The organism is Rhodovulum sp. HP10 (genome assembly GCF_047553435.1).
GTDB lineage: Bacteria > Pseudomonadota > Alphaproteobacteria > Rhodobacterales > Rhodobacteraceae > Rhodovulum.
Genome location: NZ_CP180201.1, coordinates 2663786 through 2682890, shown reverse-complemented (window position 1 = coordinate 2682890; position 19105 = coordinate 2663786). Strand labels below are relative to the sequence as shown.

Here is a 19105-nt window from a genome sequence, read left to right as displayed (position 1 = left end):
CGGCGCCCGTATCCCGGCGGTGAAGGCGTCGAGCGGGATCGGGCCGGTCGTCGCCCCGTTCGGGCCGGTGAGCGAAACGGTCGGGCCGGTCATGTCCGGCCCCCCTTGAAACGCGCCAAAAACTTTTCGGCCCGCGCCTCGAAGACGCGGGCGGCGGCGCGGGCTCTGCCCGCGCGCACCTGGTTGAAGCGTCCGGCGATACGCCAGTAGATCCGAGTTGCCAGTGTCATGCCGTTTGCTCCGGGTCGAAGAGTTCGAAGACGGTCTCGGCGCCCGCAAGCGCCAGCACCGCCACCACGTAATGCAGCCCCGGCGCGTTCTCGGAGCGCAGCCAGTTCCGCACCGTGCGCGGGTTCACCGGCCGATGCGCCGTGTTCAGCGCCTCGGCCACGAGATCGGCGAGTTGGGCCTCGCTGGTCGCCTCGGGGAATGACCGCCAAAGCAGCGAGGCGAACCATTTCCGCTCCCGCTCCTGCGGGTCGCGGAACTTCTGGAAGGACTTTTGCATGGCAACATCCCTATGGTGGCTTCGTGCAAAATGACTCGGGGAAGAAATCGGGGGGCAGGACGCGCTCAGCATGCGGTGTCCTCCTGCTTGGCGGGAGCCGGGTTCGCAGCCATGAAGGCGCGAAGGCGGTCCGCGCTTCGCATGGTCGGACCTGAGGTTCCGGCCTGCCACGCGGCCCAGGCGCCCCAACTGGCGCCGATGGCTTCGCGCAGCACCTTCTCGGGTGATTTGTTCGTGGCCTCTGCATAGGCCCTAACTTCGGCGATGAGCTGTTCCATGACAGCGGACAATGAGGAAACTTCCCGACATTTGCAACAGGAAACTTCCCGCTACTTCCGTCCCGGGAGTCTGTGCAATCTCTTCAGCATGCGTGATATTGGCGATGACTTCCTTGCTGGCCTGGAACGGATCATGGACGCGCGCGGATTGCGGGCCGCGCCGCTCTCTGAGGCTGCCGGGTTGAGCAAAAGCTTCATTCGGGATCTTCGGCGCGGAAAAGCGGCCAGCCCCAAGCTCGATACCGCAATGAAAATCGCGCGGGCTCTTGGCATAAGCGTGGAAGAAATCTTGGCCGCAGCGAATGGGTCCGTTGCTGGGGTGCCTACAATCTCGATTGCGGGTAGGGTGGGGGCTGGCGCCAAGGTGCCTGTATTCGAAGCATATGAGAGGGGTGCCGGCCCACAGGTCGAATGCCCGGCAGGCCTTTCCCCGCATGGCGTTGTCGCTGTCGAGATCGTCGGCGACAGCATGGAGCCGGTCTATTCGGCAGGTGATCTTCTGTTCTATTCTCGCCCCACTCACGAGGGCGTGCCGAGCGAGGCTATCGGCAGGCGTTGTGTCTGCGAATGCGAGCGGGGCTTGGGGTGGGTCAAGCTCGTAAAGCTCGGCTCGCAGCCCGGCTATTTTCACCTCATTGCCCTGAATCCCGACGCGGAGAACCAGCACGATGTGCGCCTCAAGTGGGCTGCGCCGGTCAGGCTTCATTGGCCTTCAGATCTCGTAAAGAGAGCCTAACCGTCGGCGATCCTCCGCTGAAGGGTGTTCCGGGTGGCTCCTATTTGGGGTTGCTGAGGGCTTAGGCTCGCCCCGAAAGGGGGATATTTCCCGATTTTAGATTGACATGGGGAAACTTCCCTATATTGGTCATCCCACCGCAACCGCGAAAGGGGAGACCCATGAAGACCATCCTGACCACTGCCGCCGCGCTGGCCCTGCTGGCCGCGCCCGCACTCGCCGCGACCGAGACCACCGAGGATCTGCGGGCGATCCGTCAGCCCTCGGCCGACAGCCAGGGTTGTTTCGCACCGATCCCGGGCACCAATGCCTTCCAGCGCACCCATGCGCCGGGCTGCATCTATTACGTCGCCCCCACCAGCAATGACCGCGACCGCGCCGCCTCCGACCCGAGCGAGGGCAGCGAAGGCGAAGGCGAAGGCGGCGAGTCCTCCGAGCCCTGAGCATCGGTGCGGGGCTGCATGTCAGCCCCCATCCCATGCTCAGAAAAGGAGGACATGATGCCCGAGCAGATCGACAGCACCAGCGACAGCCGCACGACCAACAATGCTGTGCGTCACAAGTACCGCGCCCTGACCGACGCCGAGAAATCCCAGATGCAGGTCATCAAGGATATGGGCGCGGCGTTCATCGCCAAGCTGCATGAGATCGGCGGGACCGATCCGGAGGGCGATCGCTTCAGCTCTCGCGACCTCTCGCTTGCCAACACCCACGCCGAGGACGCCGTGATGCGCGCTTGCCGCCACATCACCGCCTGAGCATCGGTGCCCCGCCCCGCGCGGGCGGGCATCCCATGCCCAAACCCGGAGGACATCATGCCCCGCATGCTCAAAATCCCTGACCTTCCCGTAACTTACGGCTTCGGCACCTGGCGCGATGCGCTGCTGGGCGCCCTGATCGGTGTGCTCTTCGTCGTCTCGGCCTGGGGCGGGCTCATGCTGGCCCGGATCGCGGAGGCCAGCCTCTGATGGCCGCGATCCTCACCATTGCCCCGCAGATCGCCGACCGCCTCGCGGCCGAGGCGGCCGCCGCCCGCATCGAGGCCCAGACTGCCCGCGTCGCCGCCAAGTCGAGCGCGCGGGACGGCAAGCCGCTGCTCGCCCGCGCCGCCTTCGCCCGGGCCGAGCGGCTGCAGGGCCGGGCCGTCACCCTCGGCGCCCTGGCCGAACAGGCCCGGGCAGGCGGTGCCGCATGAGCCTCTTCGACAGCATCGCCCCGCCGCCCGACGCGCTGGCCGCCTTCGTCGCCGAATGGCGCGGCGCCGCCCCCGAGACCCGCCTTGCCGCCATCCGCGGCGCGCTCCGCCGCCACGGGCTCGAGATCCCGACGCTGCCCGGCCGGGTGGTCTTTTACGAGATCCAGCTCTTCGGGCTGACCGCCACCGGCCGCGACGAGGCCGCCCAAAACTGGATGGAGGCGGCCACCCGCCTCTGTCCCTTCGACTGATGCACTCCCTCCGGATCCTGATCGGCTGCGAGACCTCGGGCGTGATGCGCCGGGCCTTTGCCGCGCGCGGGCACGATGTCTGGTCCTGCGACCTGCTGCCCGCCGAGGACGCGACCAACCGGCACATGATCTGCGATATCCGCGACGTGCTTCACCTCGGCTGGGATCTGCTCGCCGTCATGCATCCGCCCTGCACCCGGCTCTGCAATTCGGGTGTCCGCTGGCTGCATGTGCCGCCGAGCAACGCCCCGGCCGAGGCGCGCCCGGACGAACGCACCGCCTGGCCGGATCTGCCCGAGGACACCCGCCGCGCGATCATGTGGCGGCTGCTCGACGAGGGGGCCGCGCTGTTTTCGGCCTGCTGGCGCGCCCCGATCCCGCGCGTCGCGGTCGAGAACCCGGTGATGCACCGCCACGGGCGGGCGCGGCTACCGGCCGATCTGCCGAAGCCGCAGATCGTGCAGCCCTGGTGGTTCGGCGAGCCGGTCTTCAAGGCGACGGGGCTCTATCTGCGCGGCCTCGCGCCGCTGAGCGCCACCAACCGGCTGACCCCGCCCGCGCCCGGCACCGAGGCGCACAAGCGCTGGAGTGCGGTCCATCGGGCCCCGCCCGGACCCGACCGCTGGAAGATCAGATCCCGCACCTTCGAAGGCCTCGCCGCTGCCGCGGCGGACCAATGGGGCGGGCAAGCAGGAAAGGAGGCCGCCTGATGGCCGAGACCCAATGGCCCCGCGAGATCTGGGCCGCTCAAGCCGACCCGGATGATGCAGATGGCAGGCACGTCTTTTCGGTGCATGCGACCGTCCCGCGATGGGAAGGAGATCGCGACTGCGAGTTCCACTGCTATGTGGACAGCGACATCCTCGACAGCGCAGAACGCTATTGCTTGGAAATGCTGACCGCGCTGCGCGCCCGGGCCGAGACGGCAGAGGCCGAACGCGACCGGCTCCGCGCCGAGCCCGAGCGGCTGCGGGACGTCGAGACCGAATACCGCATCATCACTGAAACAACACCTGACACGCTCACCCGCAGCTTCGGCCGGTTCCATGCCGAGGTAGCCCCGGCCGAGGCCCGGCTGATCATCTGCGATGACGGCAAGGACATGATCCGGCTCTTCGGCCGCGACCTGATCCGCAGCTCGCTTCTGGGCGGAAGCTGGGCGCCCGATATCGAGCGGGCGCTGCGCTGGGGGCTCGAACTGATCGAAGCCGAGCTCGGCGAGGATCTGCGCTACCGCGCGGGCGTGATGGCCGCCGTCAAGCTCTGCTGGCGGCTGCGCCTGACCAATGACCCGCGCCGCGCGGAACGGCTGTTGCTGGGCGACCCGCAGGCCGGGCAGCCGCCGGGCGAGCCCCGGATCTGCCCCGCCTGCGGCGCGAGGGTGACCGAGGGGCAGGGATGCGGCGGGATCTGCTATGCGGACGACGCCCTGCCTAGGCCCGCCGAAGACCCCGCCGACAAGGCATTCCGCGACGCCATCGCCGAGCTGGTCGACTGCGCCATGAAGGGAGGAAAGGCCGATGGCCATCACGCGTGACTTCGCGCCCCGTCTGATGCCCGCACCACAAGCCGCCCATTATCTGGGGGTATCGGAAAGCACCTTGCGCAAGCTGGGAATTCAGACCCTGCCACTGCGTGGCAAACGCCTCTATGATCGCTTCGAACTCGATGCATTTGCGGACAGCCTGGCGCGAGGCGGAGAAACAGACAGGGAGGAAGGGGCGTGCGACCGGGCCTTCGGCGTGGCGTCGTGAGCTTGACCGGCATCTTCGTCGTTCGGCGCAGAGGCAAGGTCTACACCTATTACCGGACCAAGGGGCAGCCGCTGGTGAGGCTCCCCGACCTGCCGCACGATCATCCGGATTTCCTGACAGCATATGCAGAAGCCAGGCGGGCCAAGTCCAAGCCAAAAGGAAGACCCGCCGGAACCGTCGGCGCACTGGCCGAAGCCGCAATGCGCACCGATACCTTCAAGACCCTGAGCGAGGTCTATCGCGCCACGCTGCACCGGCATTTCGACGCCATCACCAGAACGGCGGGCGATGCGCCCGCCAGGGGGCTGCGTCCCAAGCACATCCAGAAGAACGTGATCGAAGCGGCAAGCCCGGTGGACAGGCTGAAGGCATGGCGGTTTCTGGCAGCCCATGGCATGGCCGCGGCGCTGCTCGATCTCGATCCGACTGTCGGTGTCCGCGCGCCAAAGAGGCGCAAGACCACCGGACACCCGCCATGGACGCCCGATGAGATCGACGCCTATCGTGCGCGCTGGCCGGTCGGCACGGTGCCGCGTCTGGCATTCGAGTTGATGCACTGGACGGGTGCCCGGCTTTCCGATGCCGTGCACCTCGGTCCCGGCATGGTGGATCGCGGCGGCGTCCTAACCTTTCGCCAGTCCAAGACGCGAGATCCTGCTTATATCCCCTGGACCTGCCCGTTGCCCGCATGGGCCACGACGCTCGCCGATGAACGGGAGCAGATGCACAGGGCTATCGCTGCAGCACCCGGCGGCCACATGACCTATCTGGCAACGACACGCGGCCAGACGCGATCATCGAAAGCTCTGGGAACGCTGATCCGCGAAGCTGCCCGCGCGGCAGGGATCGAGAAAAGCGCCCACGGGCTGCGGAAGGCGCGGGCCGTGGCTCTGGCTGAGGCTGGCGCGACAACCCACCAGATCGCCGCCTGGACCGGGCATGTTTCGCTCAAAGAAGTCGAGCACTATACCCGCGCGACTCGGCGCCGGGCTGCGGTCGTGGGAATGGAACAAGAACAGAACGTTGCAAACACTTCCGCGCAAAGTGAAAAATGCGGGGAAAAGTGAAGCGATTTCAGTTGGATATCTTGGAAGTGGCGCGCTGGGGAGGATTCGAACCCCCGACCCCTTGATTCGTAGTCAAGTACTCTATCCAACTGAGCTACCAGCGCGTGGGTTGGGGATGTAACGCCCCCCGCAGGGCAACGCAAGGGGCAAACCGAGCATTTCGGCACAGTTTTTTCGCACTCCGCGAAACCGGCTCAGAGCGGGGCCTCGCCCTCGCCCGGAAGCACGGCGGCGGCTTTCGGCAGACGGATCTCGAAGGCAGTGCCGTCGGCATCGCTGCGGCGAAGCTCCAGCGCACCGCCATGGCCGCGGATCAGCTCCATCGAAATCGCGAGCCCGAGGCCGGTGCCGTCCTTGCGCGTGCCGCCATGGAAGGGCTGGAACAGATGCTCGCGCGCCTTCGGCGGCAGACCGGGCCCGGTATCGGTCACCTGGATCACCCAATCCTGTTCGGTCTCGTCGGCATGGATGCCGATCTCGCCGGGCTTGCCCGAGGCGAGGATGGCCTGGCGCGCGTTGCGCACCAGATTGGTCAGCACCCGCATCAGCTGTTCGACATCGGCACGCAGTGTCAGCCCCGCCGGCACGTCCTCGGAAAAGCTGATATCGTAGTCGCCCGCCGCCAGCCGCTCGCCGTCGACGACCTCGTTGACGATGGGCGCCAGCGCCACCCGTTCGAGCCGGGGCGGCGGCTCCTGCGCCCGGCCGAAGGCCAGAGTCGATTCGCACAGATGCACGGCACGGCTGATCGCGCCCACGATCTTGGGCGCGGCGCGCTTGACTGCCGGATCGTCGCTCGCCTCCATCCGGTCGGCGAAAAGCTGGGCCGTCGTCAGGATGTTGCGCAGATCGTGACTGATCTTGGCGACAGCCGCGCCAAGCTGGGCCAGGCGATCCTTCTGACGCAGCGCGCCGGTCAGCTCTTCCTGCAATGCCCGCAGCGCGGTCTCGGCCTCGTAAAGCTCGCCCACCCGGGCCGAGGGTTCGATGATCCGGCGATTATCCTCGGGGGCCTCGGCATAGAGCTTGATCGCCCGCACCACATGCCGGATCGGCACCACCAGCAGACGCCGCGCGGACAGGAAAAGCAGCAGCGCGGAGAGAACCGAGATCACCGCCGAGAGCAGAAGGATCCGCAGGCCGTAATCGATCATGGCCTTGCGCAGCTCGGCCGTGCTCATGGTGACCTCGATCAGGAGGCCCGCCCGCTGGACCGGCTGGCCGATCACCCGGATCACGCGCGTCTTCGGGTCGGCGAGCCGGATCAGCGCGTCGGGTATCAGCGACAGCACGTTGGTATCCCGCAGATCGAAGCTGCGATAGACCGGCTCGGGGATCGGCGAGGACAGCACCAGCTCGCGGGCCCGGTCGCGCCGCAGAACGACATTGTAGACCCCGGCATTCTGCAGCAGTTCGCGTTCCAGCTCGTCGCCGATCATGCCATCGCTGGCCAGAAGCGCGAGCGAGGCGATCTGCGAGCGTTCCAGCCGGGCCAGCAGGAAATCGACACGGAACCGGGCCACCGAGGGCACGAAGATCAGCACCTCCGCCAGCATGACGAAGACGATCGTCAGCAGCAGGAACCGACCGGACAGGGAATTGAGGAACATGCGTGTCGCCCCCGGCCCCGGGGGGTTGGCTCAGGGCAAGAGGCGCTGAATCACCCTCACCCCCCGCTTGACCCAGGGATTCTTGAACAGTTTGGGGGAAAAATAGGCGCCCGCCGCCCGCTTGTTAAGCTCACCCAGTGTCGGATAGGGCACAATCATGCCGGTCAGGGCAGTCATCCGCTGACCTCCGGCGATGGCCAGGGCCCAGGGACCGACCAGTTCGCCGGCCTCGGCGCCCACCAGGGTTGCCCCGACCGGACGCCCCCGGCGCAGCACGACCTTGACGAATCCTGCGGTCCGCCCGCTGGTCACGGCACGGTCGTTTCCCGCATAATCGGCACGCACGACCTCGATTGCATCGCCATGCGCGGCGCGGGCCTCGGCCTCGGTCGGACCGATCTGCGCCAGTTCGGGATCGGAATAGGTCACCCGGGGAATGTGATCGCGGCGGACCCGGGCGGGCAGGCCCAGCAGGATCGGCCGGATCACCAGACCGGCATGATAGCCCGCAAGATGGGTGAACTGCCCCTGCCCCGCCGCATCGCCAATGGCGTAGATCCGCCGATTCGTGCTGCGCAGGCCCGGATCGACCCGCACGCCGGCGGCATCGACCTCGACCCCGGCCGCAGCCAGGTCGAGCCGCTCGAGCGCCGGCTGGCGGCCCGTCGCGACCAGAAGATGGCTGCCCTCGAGCAGGCCGTCACCGGTCTCGACCGTGATCGCGCCCGCCCGGCCGCTCACGCGCCGCACCTCGGTGCGCTCGAAGAGCTCGACGCCCTCGGCCCCGAGCCGCGCGAGCACCAGCGCCGCCGCCTCGGGATCCTCCCGGCCCAGCGCCCGCTTCGCCTCGATCACCGCGACCCGCACCCCGAGCCGGGCATGGGCCTGGGCCATCTCCATTCCGATCGGGCCGCCGCCCAGGATCAGAAGCCGGTCGGGCCGTGCGTCAAGCTCGAACAGGGTCTCGTTGGTGAGATAGGGCACCCGGTCGAGCCCCGGAACCGGCGGCACCGCCGGACGCGAGCCCGTCGCGATCACGAAGCGGCGCGCCCAGATGGTCTCGCCGCCCGCCTCAAGCTCGCGCGGAGAGACGAATCGGCCCCAGTCCCGGATCACCCGCACACCGAGCCCCTCGAACCGCTCGACGCTGTCATGCGGGGCGATGGCGGCAATCGCGCCCCGCACATGGGCCATGACCGCGGCATGATCGATCTGCGGCGCGATCCCGGCGATGCCGCAGCCGCCCTCGCGCATCGCCTGCGCCCGGGCCGCGGCCGCAAGCAGCGCCTTCGAGGGCACGCAGCCGTAATTCAGGCAATCGCCCCCCATCCTGTGGCCCTCGACCAGCACGACCCGCGCGCCCATCTGCACCGCACCCGCCGCCAGCGACAGCCCGGCGGCACCGGCACCGATGATGCAGAGATCGGTTTTCGTCGTCGCCATGGCCCTACCCCTTCCGCCGCGCGACACGGATCGCGATCGGCAAGGCCGCCAGCGCCGCCAGCCCCAGAAGCGGCCCCAGAAAATAGGGCGCGAAGATGATGCCGAGATCGGGCCGCGCGCCCCGGGCAAAGACCTCGCCCAGCCCCGCGCCGACCCATGTATAGACCAGCGCGCCCGGCATGATGCCGAAAAAGGTGGTGAAGACGAAGCGCCCGGCCCGCACGCCCACCATCGCGGGCAACAGATTGGCCACAAAGAAGGGCACCGCCGGAACCAGCCGGATCAGGAACAATACCGGGATCTCGTTCTCGCGAAGCGCCTCGCGAAAGGCCGCGATCCGTCCCTCGCCGGCATCGAGCCGGGCCGAGAGCCGGTCGCCAAGCCCCCAGCGGGCCGCGAGAAAGATCAGAAGCGCACCCAGCGTGGCGGCCGTGACGTTGAAGAACACGCCCGGAAAGACACCGAACAGGAAGCCGCCAGTCAGCGTCGCCACCGTCGCCCCGGGCAGGGAGAAGGCGACGATCAGCACATAGGCCAGCATGAAGCCCAGCACCGCCATGGCATAATTGGCGTCCCGCAACGCGATCAGCGCCTCGCGATGCGCCGCAAGCGCCTCGAAGCTCAGCCGGTCATGCAGCGTCAGGGCGCCAATCAGCGCGACGGCGGCAATCGCTGCCAGAAGCAGGTAGCGGGCAAGGCCGCGCCGTGTCGGCCTCTGCTGCCCTGTCGGGGCCATCTCGGGTATGTTCATGTCGGGTAGGTTCTTCGCCATCTCCGGGTCCGCTGTGGATATCCGCCTTGCGAACATGGACGGACCCGACCGGTCTGCACAGCCCGCTCACGCCGCATTGATCGGCGGTGACAGGAAAAGCGCCCCCTCTCGGGGTCGGACAGAAGGCCACCGGAGGGCCACAGTCGCATGCTGGCGTCAGATTGCAGCATTTCCCGTGCGGGAAGAATTGACTTGCCCGCGTCAAGCCCCTAAAGGACGGGCTTCGAACACCATGGGGCCTTCGAATCCGCACGCGGTTTGGGTCCATCTCGACGGAGCGACGCGCGATGAAACGCACCTACCAACCTTCGAACCTGGTCCGCAAGAAGCGCCACGGCTTCCGTGCCCGCATGGCGACCAAGGCCGGCCGCAAGATCCTGAACGCCCGCCGTGCCCGCGGCCGCAAGAGCCTTTGCGCCTGAGAGCACGCCTGAGGGCGATGACGACATGATGCCGCCGGGGATGAACGGTGCCTCTGAACCATCGGAGTGCACCAAAGCTTCTCCGGCGGCGTCGTCATGCCTGACAGTCCTGTCCCGCCGCGCCGATTTCCTGCTTGCGGCGCGGGCAAGACGGCAATCGGCCCCTGCCTTCACGCTGCAGGCCCGGCGCCGAAGCGAGGCGCCCGAGGGCGGCATCCGGATCGGCTTCACCTGCTCGAAGAAGGTCGGCAATGCCGTCGCGCGCAACCGCGCCAAGCGTCGCCTGCGCGAGATCGCCCGAGCCGAGCTGCCCGACCATGGCCTCCCGGGCTGGGATTACGTGCTGATCGGACGGCCGGTCACGACCGCAAGCCGCGATTTCGCAGCCCTGAGCGCCGACCTGCGCCGGGCGCTCGAACGCCTGCATGCAGATCGGTCATGAGCCCTCTCGCCCGCCTGCTTGCCCTTCCCATCCAGGCCTACCGGATGGTGCTGTCGCCCTGGATCGGCTTCAACTGCCGCTATCAGCCGACCTGCTCGGCCTATGCACTCGAAGCGCTCGAGACCCATGGCGCGCTTCGCGGCGGGGCACTCGCGCTCTGGCGCATCCTGCGCTGCAACCCCTGGGGCGGCTGCGGCTACGACCCGGTCCCGCCGAAACCCGGCGCGAAGCGCTAGCTCTGGTTTCCCATGCGGTTGCTCAGCCCCCTTAGCGGGGGCAATCTGCTGAGGGCTGACTGCGGCCTCGGGAGGCGAACGGCTCGCGCGAGCACTACGCATCACCGAGAAAGGATGTGCAAGCCCATAGCCCCAGTCGCGCAGAAGGGTTCGGAGCCAGCCGGGCAAGGACACGAATCCGGAGGACCGCTCTTCCGACAGACGCGCCCGGCCCTTGCCATTTGGCTTTGGCATGAAGGGCTGCGTGTAGAGGAGGCGGATACCCGGCGAGCCCGGCGCCTTGCGGAACCGGCGCAAGCGGCAGGCGCCGCCGTTGCCCGCCATCACAGGCTCGGCCTTCATGCCCGGCCCGCGGGCCCCGCGCAGGACACGCAGCAGGATGCCGGGGATAATGACCCTGCGCGTGTCCGACTGCAACCCGGCATGGGCAAGCCGGGTCCTGAGACATGGGCAGAGCCCCCGCCCGCCGCCAGCCGAAAAAGCCCGCTCCGGGTCAGCCACCGGCGACTGCGGCGGACCCCGCATGCGGAGGATGGCGGCGCCGGTGAGATGCAGCCATCGCCCGCAAGCGGGTCGGGCCGATAAGGCACCGCAGCAGGCGCGCGCTCACCTGGCGCAGAGAGCGCGGCCGATCCTGAGGCGCCCGAGCTCCGTCTCGCGGAACCGGGCCAGCCACTTGCCCCACGTGCCGAAAGACAGGCCGAGAACTTGTGCCAATCGGGTCACGCCCCGACCAGCGGCGACGCGGGCGACGATCTGTTTCCGACCATAGACAGTGAGGCGGGAATTCCGATGAAGGCTGCGCCTCGCTGCGGGGCCCGGGCTGGCGTCTGGCGGCTTGCAGGCTTGCTTCGCGGCGCGGGAACAACCTTCCGAAATTTCACTGCCAGAGCACGAAAGAGAGGCCGCCTTTCCGCTTCCCCGGCGGCGGGCAATCTGGCATAGGCTCAGCCATGTCCGACGAGCCCGACGATATCCATCCGCTGTTCCACGGCGCCCCCTCGACCACCGAGTTCAAGAAGCTGCGCAAGCGGATCATCCGCGACACCCGCGAGGCCATCGAGCAATACGGGATGATCGAGCGCGGCGCACGCTGGCTGGTCTGCCTCTCAGGCGGCAAGGACAGCTACACGCTGCTGGCCGCGCTTTACGAATTGAAATGGCGCGGGTTGCTGCCGGTCGAGCTTCTGGCCTGCAATCTCGACCAGGGCCAGCCGGGATTTCCGGCGACCGTGCTGCCCGCATTTCTGGAAAAGATGGGCGTGCCGCACCGGATCGAGTATCAGGACACCTATTCCATCGTCATGGACAAGGTGCCCCAGGGCCGGACCTATTGCGCGCTCTGCTCGCGGCTCCGGCGCGGCAATCTCTACCGGATCGCGCGCGAGGAAGGCTGTTCGGCCGTGGTCCTGGGCCATCACCGCGACGACATCCTGGAAACCTTCCTGCTGAACCTCTTCCATGGCGGACGGCTGGCGACGATGCCGCCGAAGCTGGTGAACGAAGAGGGCGATCTCTTCGTCTACCGCCCGCTGGCCCATGTCGCCGAGGCCGATTGCGCGCGCTTCGCCCGCGCCATGGATTATCCGATCATCCCCTGCGATCTCTGCGGCAGCCAGGACGGGCTGCAGCGCATGCAGGTCAAGGCGATGCTCGACCAGTGGGAGAGCAACCATCCCGGGCGCCGCCAGAAGATGTTTCGCGCGCTGATGCATGTGCGCCCCTCACATCTGCTTGACCCGGCGCTCTTCGACTTCGCGGGTCTGGTGCGGGAAACCGGCACGCCCTCCGACATCGCGCCCGGCGAGACCGCAACGGGCTGACCTTTCCCCGACCCCGCGCCCGTGGCGAGGTCGGGAAATCGGGTATTTTTCCAAGAAGAAGCAGCGATATGACTTCTTCTTGGTCAAAATACCCCCTCGGGACGTCCGCAAGGGGCGACCGGCGGGGGCGAATGCGGGCAGATGCCAAAGGCGGGCACTGCCCCCAAACTCCGTGCGTCGGCAAAACGACTTGACCTCACCGGCCTCAATCTGTTGAAGCAGCCACACCTTTCAAAGGACGGGGTGGCGGTCTGCCATGGACGATCAGAACAAGAATCTCATACTCGCAACGGCGCTCAGCTTCCTGGTGATCCTCGGATGGTTCCTGCTGTTCCCGCCGGAACAGCAGGCGCCGGTCACCGAACAGGACGCCGTCACGACGACGGAGCAGACCGGCAGCGGTGCGACCACGCCCGACCTGGCCGTCGCCCCCCCGGCGCTGCCGGGCAGCGGCGCGACCAGTACACCCGAAACCGCCGCGCCCTCGCTGGCCGCCGAGGCGCCCCGGCTCTCGATCGAGACGCCCCGCCTGACCGGCTCGATCTCGCTGCTGGGCGGCCGCATCGACCGGCTGTCGCTGAAAGGCTATCACGAGACGCTCGATCCGGACTCGCCGCTGGTGTCGCTGCTGGAACCGGTCGGGACCGAGCGCCCCTATTACGCGCTTTACGGCTGGGCGCCCGCAGGCAGCCTCGGCTATGAGGACGTGCCCGGTGCCAACACGCTCTGGACGCTTGACGGCAATGACGCGCTGACCGTCGGAACCCCGGTCTCGATGCACTGGGACAATGGCAAGGGCCTGACCTTCCACCGCACCATCAGCATCGACGAGAACTACATGTTCACCGTCGAGCAGAGCGTCGAGAACGCCACCGGCGAGGCCGTGCGCCTTGCCCCCTATGGCATCGTCGCCCGCCATGGCCAGCCCGAGGGCAGCCGGTTCTACATCCTGCACGAGGGTGTCGTCCGGCAGACCGACGACGAGCTGGAAGAGATCAAGTACAAGAAGATGCCCGACATGGATTATGTCGAGCGCGAGCGGGCCAATGCCGAGGTCACCGACGTTCAGGAGAACGGCTGGATCGGCTTTACCGACAAGTACTGGATGACCACGCTGATCCCGGAACCCGGTCAGCCCTTCACTTCGGTCGCCAAATATGTCCAGGGCCCCGACATCTACCAGGTCGAGGCGCGGCTGCCGGTCGTGACCGTCGCTGCCGGTGCTACCGAAGGCACCTCGACCATGCTGTTTGCCGGCGCCAAGGAATGGGAGACGATCCACCATTACCAGAAGGATGACGGCATCTTCCGCTTCATCGACTCGATCGACTGGGGCTGGTTCTTCTTCTTCACGAAACCCATCTTCCGCGTGCTGCACTGGCTGAACGGGGCGATGTCCGGCCTTGGCGTGCCGGGCTCGATGGGCTGGTCGATCATCCTTCTGACCGTCATCATCAAGGCGATCGTGCTGCCGCTGGCCTACAAGTCCTACAGCTCGATGGCCAAGATGAAGGAACTTCAGCCCAAGATGGAGGAGCTGAAGGAGCGCTGCGGCGACGACCGCCAGAAGCTGCAGCAGGAGATGATGGCGCTCTACAAGAAAGAGAAGGTCAACCCGGCCGCGGGCTGTCTGCCGCTCTTCGTGCAGATCCCGATCTTCTTCTCGCTCTACAAGGTGATCTTCGTCACCATCGAGCTGCGCCACGCGCCCTGGATCGGCTGGATCCATGACCTCTCGGCGCCCGATCCGTCCTCGATCCTGAACCTGTTCGGCCTGCTGCCCTACGCGCCGCCGGAACCGGGCTCTTTCTTCGCGATCCTGTCGCTCGGCGTGCTGCCGATCCTGCTGGGGATCTCGATGTGGCTGCAGCAGAAGCTGAACCCGACGCCCACCGATCCGACGCAGGCCATGGTCTTCGCCTGGCTGCCCTGGGTGTTCATGTTCATGCTGGGCAACTTTGCCAGCGGGCTGGTGCTGTACTGGATCTGCAACAACACGATCACCTTCATCCAGCAATATGCGATCATGCGCATCCACGGCTATCACCCCGACGTGCTGGGCAATATCAGGTCGAGCTTCCGCAAGAAGAAGCCGGAACCGGAGCACAAATGACGGCACGGCTGGCCCAGATCTATCGCCACCCGATCAAGGGCCACGGCGCCGAGGCGCTGGAGGCGGTGGAGCTCGAGGCCGGCCGGACCCTGCCCTGGGACCGCACCTGGGCCGTGGCGCATGAGGCGTCGCGGGCGGATGGAACCGGCTGGGCGCCCTGCGCGAATTTCTCGCGCGGGGCGAAGGCGCCGCAGCTGATGGCCATCGGCGCGCGGCTGAACGATGCGGCGGGGCAGATCACCCTGACCCATCCCGACCGGCCGGATCTGACATTCTCTCCCGACAGCGAGGGCTCGGCCCTGATCGACTGGGTCCGCCCCCTGATGCCCGCAGACCGCGCGGCCTCGACCCGGATCGTCCGGGTGCCCGGGCGCGGCATGACCGACAGCGCCTTTCCCTCGGTCAGCCTGCTGGGGCTCGCCTCGCTCGAGGCGCTGTCTGGAAAACTCGGCCAGAGCCTGTCGCCGCTGCGCTTTCGCGGCAATTTCTGGATCGAGGGGCTCGCCCCCTTCGCCGAGTTCGACTGGATCGGACGGAAGATCCGGCTGGGCCGGGCGGTAATCGAGATGCGCGAGCGCATCACCCGCTGCATGGCGACGGCCGCCAACCCCGAAACCGGCGAACGCGACGCCGACACGCTGGGCGCGCTGCAGGCCGGCTGGGGGCACAAGCAATTCGGCGTCTATGCCGAGGTGATCGAGGGCGGTCGCGTGGCCCTTGGCGACGCTGTGGAGGCGCTATGACCCCCCTTCCCTTCCCCCTGACGCCCGAACCCGATGCCGAGGCCGCCGAACGCGGGCGCAAGCTCTTCGCAGGGCCCGTCGAGTTCCTCAAGGGCGTGGTCGCGATGGACGGGCTGCCGCCCGCCGACCGGCCCGAGCTGTGCTTTGCCGGGCGCTCGAATGTCGGCAAGTCGAGCCTGATCAACGCGCTGACCGGACGCAAGGGGCTGGCGCGGGCCTCGAACACGCCCGGCCGGACGCAGGAGATCAACTATTTCACGCTGGGCGAGAGCCATTACCTCGTCGACCTTCCGGGCTATGGCTATGCCGAGGCGCCGCTGAAGGTGGTCGAGAAATGGCAGCGCCTGCTCAAGGCCTATCTGGCCGGGCGGCAGACCCTGCGCCGGGCCTTCGTGCTGATCGACGCGCGCCACGGGGTGAAACCGGTCGACGAGGAGATCATGAAGCTGCTCGACAGGGCGGCCGTGACGTTCCAGACGGTGCTGACCAAGGCCGACAAGGTGAAGGCCGCCGAGCGCGACAAGGTTCTGACCCAGGTCCGGGCCGCGCTGGCGCGCCACCCGGCCGCCTTCCCCGAGATCGTGCTGACCTCATCCGAAAAGGGCGACGGGATCGCGACCCTGCGCGCGATCATCGAGGGCATCGCCTAGGGTCCCGGCCGGTTTCATGGCCCATCCTGTTTATGCCCGTCTTGTCATGCCCGCCTTGCGGCCGGCTCAGACGTGCTGGCCGGCATTCACCTCGATCTCGGTCCCGGTGACGTAGCTGGCCTCTTCCGAACAGAGGAAATGGATGACGCTCGCCACTTCCTCGGGCTGACCCAGACGGCGCAGCGGCAGGCCCTCGACGATCTTCTCGGTGCCTGGGCTGAGGATCGAGGTTTCGACCTCGCCGGGCGCGATGGCGTTCACCCGGACGCCCAGGGGGCCGAAATCATGCGCCATCTCGCGGGTCAGCGCCGCCAGAGCGGCCTTGGACGTCGCATAGGCCGCGCCTGCGAAAGGATGCACGCGGCTGCCCGCGATCGAGGTCACGTTGACGATGGCCCCCTTTGCGGCGGCCAGCTCGTCCTGCAGCCCGCGCGCCAGCACGATCGAGGCGAAGAAGTTCACGTTGAAGACCATGCCCCAGGTCCGCATGTCGGTTTCAAGCGTGTTGAGCCGCCCGCCCTCCTCGGTCTTGGGCGAGATCCCGGCATTGTTGACCAGTGCATGCAGCTTGCCCCCGGTCAGCTTGCCGCGCACGACCTCGATGGCGCGCTTGGTCATGGCCGGGTCGGCCAGGTCGATCTGGATATGGTTCTCGGCACCGCCGGGCCAGGGGCAGCGCGAGTCGAAGGGCTGGCGCGAACAGGTCAGAACCCGCCAGCCTTCGGCCGAAAAGCGCTTGACCGTCGCATGCCCGATGCCCCGGCTTGCCCCGGTCAGCAACATTACCTTCTGTTCCATCGCACCTTTCCCGTTCTGCGGCGTGATCAACGTAAGCCCGACATGCCAAAAGACAATCACCCTTGGCCTGCGGACGCGCAGGCGCTAACAGAAGTTCACCAAACGGACCCGCAGCATGAGAAGACAGACGGCCATGAATCGCGACTGGATCGCCACCGCCCGGACATTGTCCGAGGCGCTGCCCTATCTTCAGCGCTATACCGGCGCCATCGTCGTCATAAAGTTCGGCGGCCATGCCATGGGCAACGATGCCGAGATGGAGAGCTTCGCCCGCGACGTGGTGCTGATGCGGCAGGTCGGCGTGAACCCGGTGATCGTCCATGGCGGCGGGCCGATGATCAACGAGATGCTGGCGCGGCTCGGCGTCGTGTCGGACTTCGTCAAGGGCAAGCGGGTGACCGATGCCGCCACCGTCGAGGTGGTCGAGATGGTGCTCTCGGGACGGGTCAACAAGCGCATCACCCAGGCCATCAACGATCAGGGCGGCAAGGCGGTCGGGCTCTCGGGCAAGGATGCGGGGCTGATCGTCTGCGACCAGGCCGATCCGGCGCTCGGCTTTGTCGGGGCGCCTGCCGAGGTGAATCCCGAGGTGCTGCACCAGCTCTTTGCCGCGGGAATGATCCCGGTCGTGGCGCCGCTCGGCGCCGGGCGCGCTGGCGAGACATTCAACATCAACGGCGACACCGCCGCGGGCGCCATCGCCGCGGCGCTGAAGGCCGACCGGCTGCTGCTGCTGACCGATGTCGCCGGCGTCAAGGATGCCTCGGGCCGCGTCGTGACCGAGCTGAGCCCCGACAATATCCGCGAGATGACCGCCTCGGGCGTGATCGCGGGCGGCATGATCCCGAAGACCGAAACCGCTTTGTCGGCGATCGAGGGGGGCGTGCGCGCGGTGGTCATCCTCGACGGTCGTGCACCCAATGCCTGCCTTCTGGAGCTTTTCACCGATCACGGGGCGGGGTCCCTGATCCGAGCGCCGCGTCCCTGACGCCGAACCCGCTGGCCGGAAGCGACAGGCTGTGACAGGATGCCCCCGACCCGCGACAAGCAAAGCCGCCTGCCGATGAGTTTGCGCCTGATCCTCGTCCGACATGCGAAATCGAGCTGGGACGACCCGAGCGAGGACGACCATGACCGTCCGCTCAATGCGCGCGGTCGCGAGGCGGCGCCGAAGATCGGCCGCTGGCTGGCCGGGCGCGGCCATGTGCCGGCCGAAGTGGTCAGCTCCACCTCCTGCCGCACGCTGGAAACCTGGGACCGGATGGCACCCCTGCTGGGCGAATCCACCGTCATGCGCCGCGATCCCGCGCTTTATCAGGCACCGGCCGAGCGGATGCTGGAGACACTGAACAATTGCGCGGCCTCGCCGGTGCTGATGCTGGGCCACAATCCCGGCATCGCGGAATTCGCGGCTCGCCTGCTGGATGCCCCGCCCGAGCTGCCACGCTTTGCAAGCTTTCCCACCTGCGCCACGCTGGTCGCGGAATTCGAGCTGGGCGACTGGACAGAGGTCGAGTTCGGAACCGGCCGGCTGGTCGATTTCATCACGCCCAAGCAGCTTGACGGCTGATCCCGCGGCGACGGCAGGACGCCGCCGCGGCCGTGACAGGCAGGATCAGTCGGCGCCCCCCGGCGTGCCGCTGAAGCTGACGGTGACATCCTCGTCGCGAGCGATGAACTGGCAGGCCAGACGATAGCGCGGCGGCATGTCCCGCACCTCGGCATCCTCGATTTCCTGCCCGGTCAGCTTGCCCAGCTCCTTCAGCTTCTGCTTTTCCTTGTCGGTCAGCATGATCGCCTTCTTGTCGGCGGGATTGTCATAGCTGACCTCGATCAGGCAGGAGCCGCAATTCCCGTCGCGGCAATCGAAGGGGATCGGGATCCTGTTATCCTCGGCCAGCGCGAGGATCGTCCGGGTGTCGCCCGCCACGCCATAGACCTTCTTGTCCTTGTGCATCTGCGGAGAGGTAAAGGTGATGATCGCCATGTCGTATCCGTCCTTGGCTTGGGCCCTCCGTCCTGCGAACGGACGGAGGGGGGATGTCGGTTCGAACCGGTCGCACGTCTCCACCCCGCAGGAAGCAGGTTCCATGCCACGACCAGAGCATTGAAACCGCGTCATTCCCTTGTGGCATGTCCGGAAGACGACAGGTCCGTCGCGCAAAGCCGACAGCTCGGGACAGGGCTTGCACCCGCGCGGCGCAGGGGCCATTCTGAGCCCTGATGGAAGAAGGAGAGATATGCGTAGCGATCAGTCGTGACAC

At 67.2% G+C, this 19105-nt stretch carries 28 protein-coding genes and 1 tRNA gene; 19 read left to right on the top strand and 10 right to left on the bottom strand.

All coding sequences use genetic code 11. The annotated features are described in order from the left end of the window. Positions 1–89 precede the first annotated feature (89 nt). The 3 genes from ACK8CO_RS12650 to ACK8CO_RS12640 form a co-directional block, all read right to left on the bottom strand. On the bottom strand, positions 90–230 hold the full coding sequence (locus ACK8CO_RS12650) for a hypothetical protein (RefSeq protein WP_178390545.1): 141 nt from the start codon (positions 228–230) through the stop codon (positions 90–92). Further along, positions 227–508 (bottom strand): hypothetical protein, encoded by a 282-nt coding sequence (locus ACK8CO_RS12645; protein ID WP_042456636.1) that lies wholly within the window; start codon positions 506–508, stop codon positions 227–229. The genes ACK8CO_RS12650 and ACK8CO_RS12645 overlap by 4 nt, the downstream gene beginning before the upstream one ends. A 65-nt stretch (positions 509–573) precedes the next feature. Next, positions 574–786, bottom strand: coding sequence for a hypothetical protein (locus tag ACK8CO_RS12640; RefSeq protein ID WP_414896831.1), 213 nt, complete (start codon positions 784–786; stop codon positions 574–576). Between ACK8CO_RS12640 and ACK8CO_RS12635 the strand changes: the two genes are divergently transcribed. The 10 genes from ACK8CO_RS12635 to ACK8CO_RS12590 all read left to right on the top strand — a co-directional run bounded on the left by ACK8CO_RS12635 (position 785) and on the right by ACK8CO_RS12590 (position 5789). Further along, a complete protein-coding gene (locus ACK8CO_RS12635; protein ID WP_414896830.1) occupies positions 785–1522 on the top strand; it encodes a helix-turn-helix domain-containing protein in 738 nt (245 codons plus the stop codon). The genes ACK8CO_RS12640 and ACK8CO_RS12635 overlap by 2 nt on opposite strands. A 161-nt stretch (positions 1523–1683) precedes the next feature. After that, positions 1684–1965, top strand: a complete 282-nt coding sequence (locus ACK8CO_RS12630; RefSeq protein WP_414896829.1) for a hypothetical protein — start codon at positions 1684–1686, stop codon at positions 1963–1965. A 57-nt stretch (positions 1966–2022) separates the two neighbouring features. Continuing rightward, positions 2023–2280, top strand: coding sequence for a hypothetical protein (locus ACK8CO_RS12625; RefSeq protein ID WP_414896828.1), 258 nt, complete (start codon positions 2023–2025; stop codon positions 2278–2280). A gap of 57 nt (positions 2281–2337) precedes the next feature. After that, positions 2338–2490 (top strand): hypothetical protein, encoded by a 153-nt coding sequence (locus ACK8CO_RS12620; RefSeq protein ID WP_414896827.1) that lies wholly within the window; start codon positions 2338–2340, stop codon positions 2488–2490. Then, entirely contained in the window at positions 2490–2717 is a 228-nt protein-coding gene (locus ACK8CO_RS12615) for a hypothetical protein (RefSeq protein ID WP_414896826.1), read from the top strand. The genes ACK8CO_RS12620 and ACK8CO_RS12615 overlap by 1 nt, the downstream gene beginning before the upstream one ends. Beyond that, a complete protein-coding gene (locus ACK8CO_RS12610) occupies positions 2714–2968 on the top strand; it encodes a hypothetical protein (RefSeq protein ID WP_414896825.1) in 255 nt (84 codons plus the stop codon). The genes ACK8CO_RS12615 and ACK8CO_RS12610 overlap by 4 nt, the downstream gene beginning before the upstream one ends. Continuing rightward, positions 2965–3678, top strand: coding sequence for a hypothetical protein (locus tag ACK8CO_RS12605; protein ID WP_414899022.1), 714 nt, complete (start codon positions 2965–2967; stop codon positions 3676–3678). Before ACK8CO_RS12610 ends, ACK8CO_RS12605 begins: the two co-directional genes overlap by 4 nt. After that, positions 3678–4505 (top strand): hypothetical protein, encoded by an 828-nt coding sequence (locus tag ACK8CO_RS12600; protein ID WP_414896824.1) that lies wholly within the window; start codon positions 3678–3680, stop codon positions 4503–4505. The genes ACK8CO_RS12605 and ACK8CO_RS12600 overlap by 1 nt, the downstream gene beginning before the upstream one ends. Next, positions 4489–4722 (top strand): DNA-binding protein, encoded by a 234-nt coding sequence (locus ACK8CO_RS12595; RefSeq protein WP_414896823.1) that lies wholly within the window; start codon positions 4489–4491, stop codon positions 4720–4722. Before ACK8CO_RS12600 ends, ACK8CO_RS12595 begins: the two co-directional genes overlap by 17 nt. Continuing rightward, positions 4719–5789 carry a tyrosine-type recombinase/integrase gene (locus ACK8CO_RS12590; RefSeq protein ID WP_414896822.1) on the top strand — a complete coding sequence of 357 codons (1071 nt, stop codon included), beginning with the start codon at positions 4719–4721 and terminating at the stop codon, positions 5787–5789. Before ACK8CO_RS12595 ends, ACK8CO_RS12590 begins: the two co-directional genes overlap by 4 nt. A 27-nt stretch (positions 5790–5816) precedes the next feature. On the opposite strand, the gene ACK8CO_RS12585 is transcribed toward ACK8CO_RS12590, so the two are convergent. The 4 genes from ACK8CO_RS12585 to ACK8CO_RS12570 all read right to left on the bottom strand — a co-directional run bounded on the left by ACK8CO_RS12585 (position 5817) and on the right by ACK8CO_RS12570 (position 9578). Continuing rightward, positions 5817–5893: transfer RNA gene (locus tag ACK8CO_RS12585), tRNA-Arg, on the bottom strand. Positions 5894–5983: 90 nt separating this feature from the next. Beyond that, a complete protein-coding gene (locus ACK8CO_RS12580) occupies positions 5984–7399 on the bottom strand; it encodes a sensor histidine kinase (protein ID WP_414896821.1) in 1416 nt (471 codons plus the stop codon). Positions 7400–7429: 30 nt separating this feature from the next. Continuing rightward, positions 7430–8842, bottom strand: coding sequence for a dihydrolipoyl dehydrogenase family protein (locus ACK8CO_RS12575; protein WP_414896820.1), 1413 nt, complete (start codon positions 8840–8842; stop codon positions 7430–7432). Between the two features lie 4 nt (positions 8843–8846). After that, the gene (locus ACK8CO_RS12570; RefSeq protein ID WP_414899021.1) at positions 8847–9578 is read right to left on the bottom strand and encodes a TVP38/TMEM64 family protein; all 732 of its coding nucleotides are present in this window, start codon (positions 9576–9578) and stop codon (positions 8847–8849) included. A 323-nt stretch (positions 9579–9901) separates the two neighbouring features. On the opposite strand from ACK8CO_RS12570, the gene rpmH reads away from it, so the two are divergent. From rpmH to yidD, 3 genes are read left to right on the top strand one after another with little or no spacing between them, the layout of a single operon-like run. Continuing rightward, positions 9902–10036 (top strand): 50S ribosomal protein L34, encoded by a 135-nt coding sequence (gene rpmH, locus ACK8CO_RS12565; protein ID WP_042456712.1) that lies wholly within the window; start codon positions 9902–9904, stop codon positions 10034–10036. A 28-nt stretch (positions 10037–10064) separates the two neighbouring features. Next, positions 10065–10478, top strand: coding sequence for a ribonuclease P protein component (rnpA, locus tag ACK8CO_RS12560; RefSeq protein WP_231119317.1), 414 nt, complete (start codon positions 10065–10067; stop codon positions 10476–10478). Beyond that, positions 10475–10714: a membrane protein insertion efficiency factor YidD gene (gene yidD / locus ACK8CO_RS12555; RefSeq protein ID WP_080617520.1), complete on the top strand. Its 240-nt coding sequence runs from the start codon at positions 10475–10477 to the stop codon at positions 10712–10714. Before rnpA ends, yidD begins: the two co-directional genes overlap by 4 nt. A 606-nt stretch (positions 10715–11320) precedes the next feature. Here the strand turns inward: yidD and ACK8CO_RS12550 are convergent. Beyond that, a complete protein-coding gene (locus tag ACK8CO_RS12550) occupies positions 11321–11593 on the bottom strand; it encodes a leucine zipper domain-containing protein (RefSeq protein ID WP_414899020.1) in 273 nt (90 codons plus the stop codon). Positions 11594–11667: 74 nt separating this feature from the next. Here ACK8CO_RS12550 and ttcA point away from each other — a divergent pair, with 74 nt between their 5' ends. From ttcA to yihA, 4 genes are all read left to right on the top strand, one after another. After that, positions 11668–12537: a tRNA 2-thiocytidine(32) synthetase TtcA gene (ttcA, locus tag ACK8CO_RS12545; RefSeq protein ID WP_414896819.1), complete on the top strand. Its 870-nt coding sequence runs from the start codon at positions 11668–11670 to the stop codon at positions 12535–12537. Positions 12538–12793: 256 nt separating this feature from the next. Continuing rightward, positions 12794–14650, top strand: a complete 1857-nt coding sequence (gene yidC, locus ACK8CO_RS12540) for a membrane protein insertase YidC (protein ID WP_414896818.1) — start codon at positions 12794–12796, stop codon at positions 14648–14650. Further along, a complete protein-coding gene (locus tag ACK8CO_RS12535; protein ID WP_414896817.1) occupies positions 14647–15393 on the top strand; it encodes an MOSC domain-containing protein in 747 nt (248 codons plus the stop codon). Before yidC ends, ACK8CO_RS12535 begins: the two co-directional genes overlap by 4 nt. After that, on the top strand, positions 15390–16043 hold the full coding sequence (gene yihA / locus ACK8CO_RS12530) for a ribosome biogenesis GTP-binding protein YihA/YsxC (protein ID WP_414896816.1): 654 nt from the start codon (positions 15390–15392) through the stop codon (positions 16041–16043). Before ACK8CO_RS12535 ends, yihA begins: the two co-directional genes overlap by 4 nt. Positions 16044–16109: 66 nt before the next feature. On the opposite strand, the gene ACK8CO_RS12525 is transcribed toward yihA, so the two are convergent. Then, positions 16110–16841, bottom strand: a complete 732-nt coding sequence (locus ACK8CO_RS12525) for an SDR family NAD(P)-dependent oxidoreductase (protein WP_080617526.1) — start codon at positions 16839–16841, stop codon at positions 16110–16112. A gap of 115 nt (positions 16842–16956) precedes the next feature. Between ACK8CO_RS12525 and argB the strand changes: the two genes are divergently transcribed. Both argB and ACK8CO_RS12515 read left to right on the top strand, forming a co-directional pair. Beyond that, positions 16957–17829 carry an acetylglutamate kinase gene (gene argB / locus ACK8CO_RS12520; protein ID WP_231119154.1) on the top strand — a complete coding sequence of 291 codons (873 nt, stop codon included), beginning with the start codon at positions 16957–16959 and terminating at the stop codon, positions 17827–17829. A gap of 39 nt (positions 17830–17868) precedes the next feature. Further along, positions 17869–18411 (top strand): SixA phosphatase family protein, encoded by a 543-nt coding sequence (locus ACK8CO_RS12515; RefSeq protein ID WP_369822793.1) that lies wholly within the window; start codon positions 17869–17871, stop codon positions 18409–18411. Positions 18412–18456: 45 nt separating this feature from the next. Here ACK8CO_RS12515 and ACK8CO_RS12510 read toward each other — a convergent pair whose 3' ends face one another. Then, positions 18457–18828: a 2Fe-2S iron-sulfur cluster-binding protein gene (locus tag ACK8CO_RS12510; RefSeq protein ID WP_080617528.1), complete on the bottom strand. Its 372-nt coding sequence runs from the start codon at positions 18826–18828 to the stop codon at positions 18457–18459. Positions 18829–19105 lie beyond the last annotated feature (277 nt).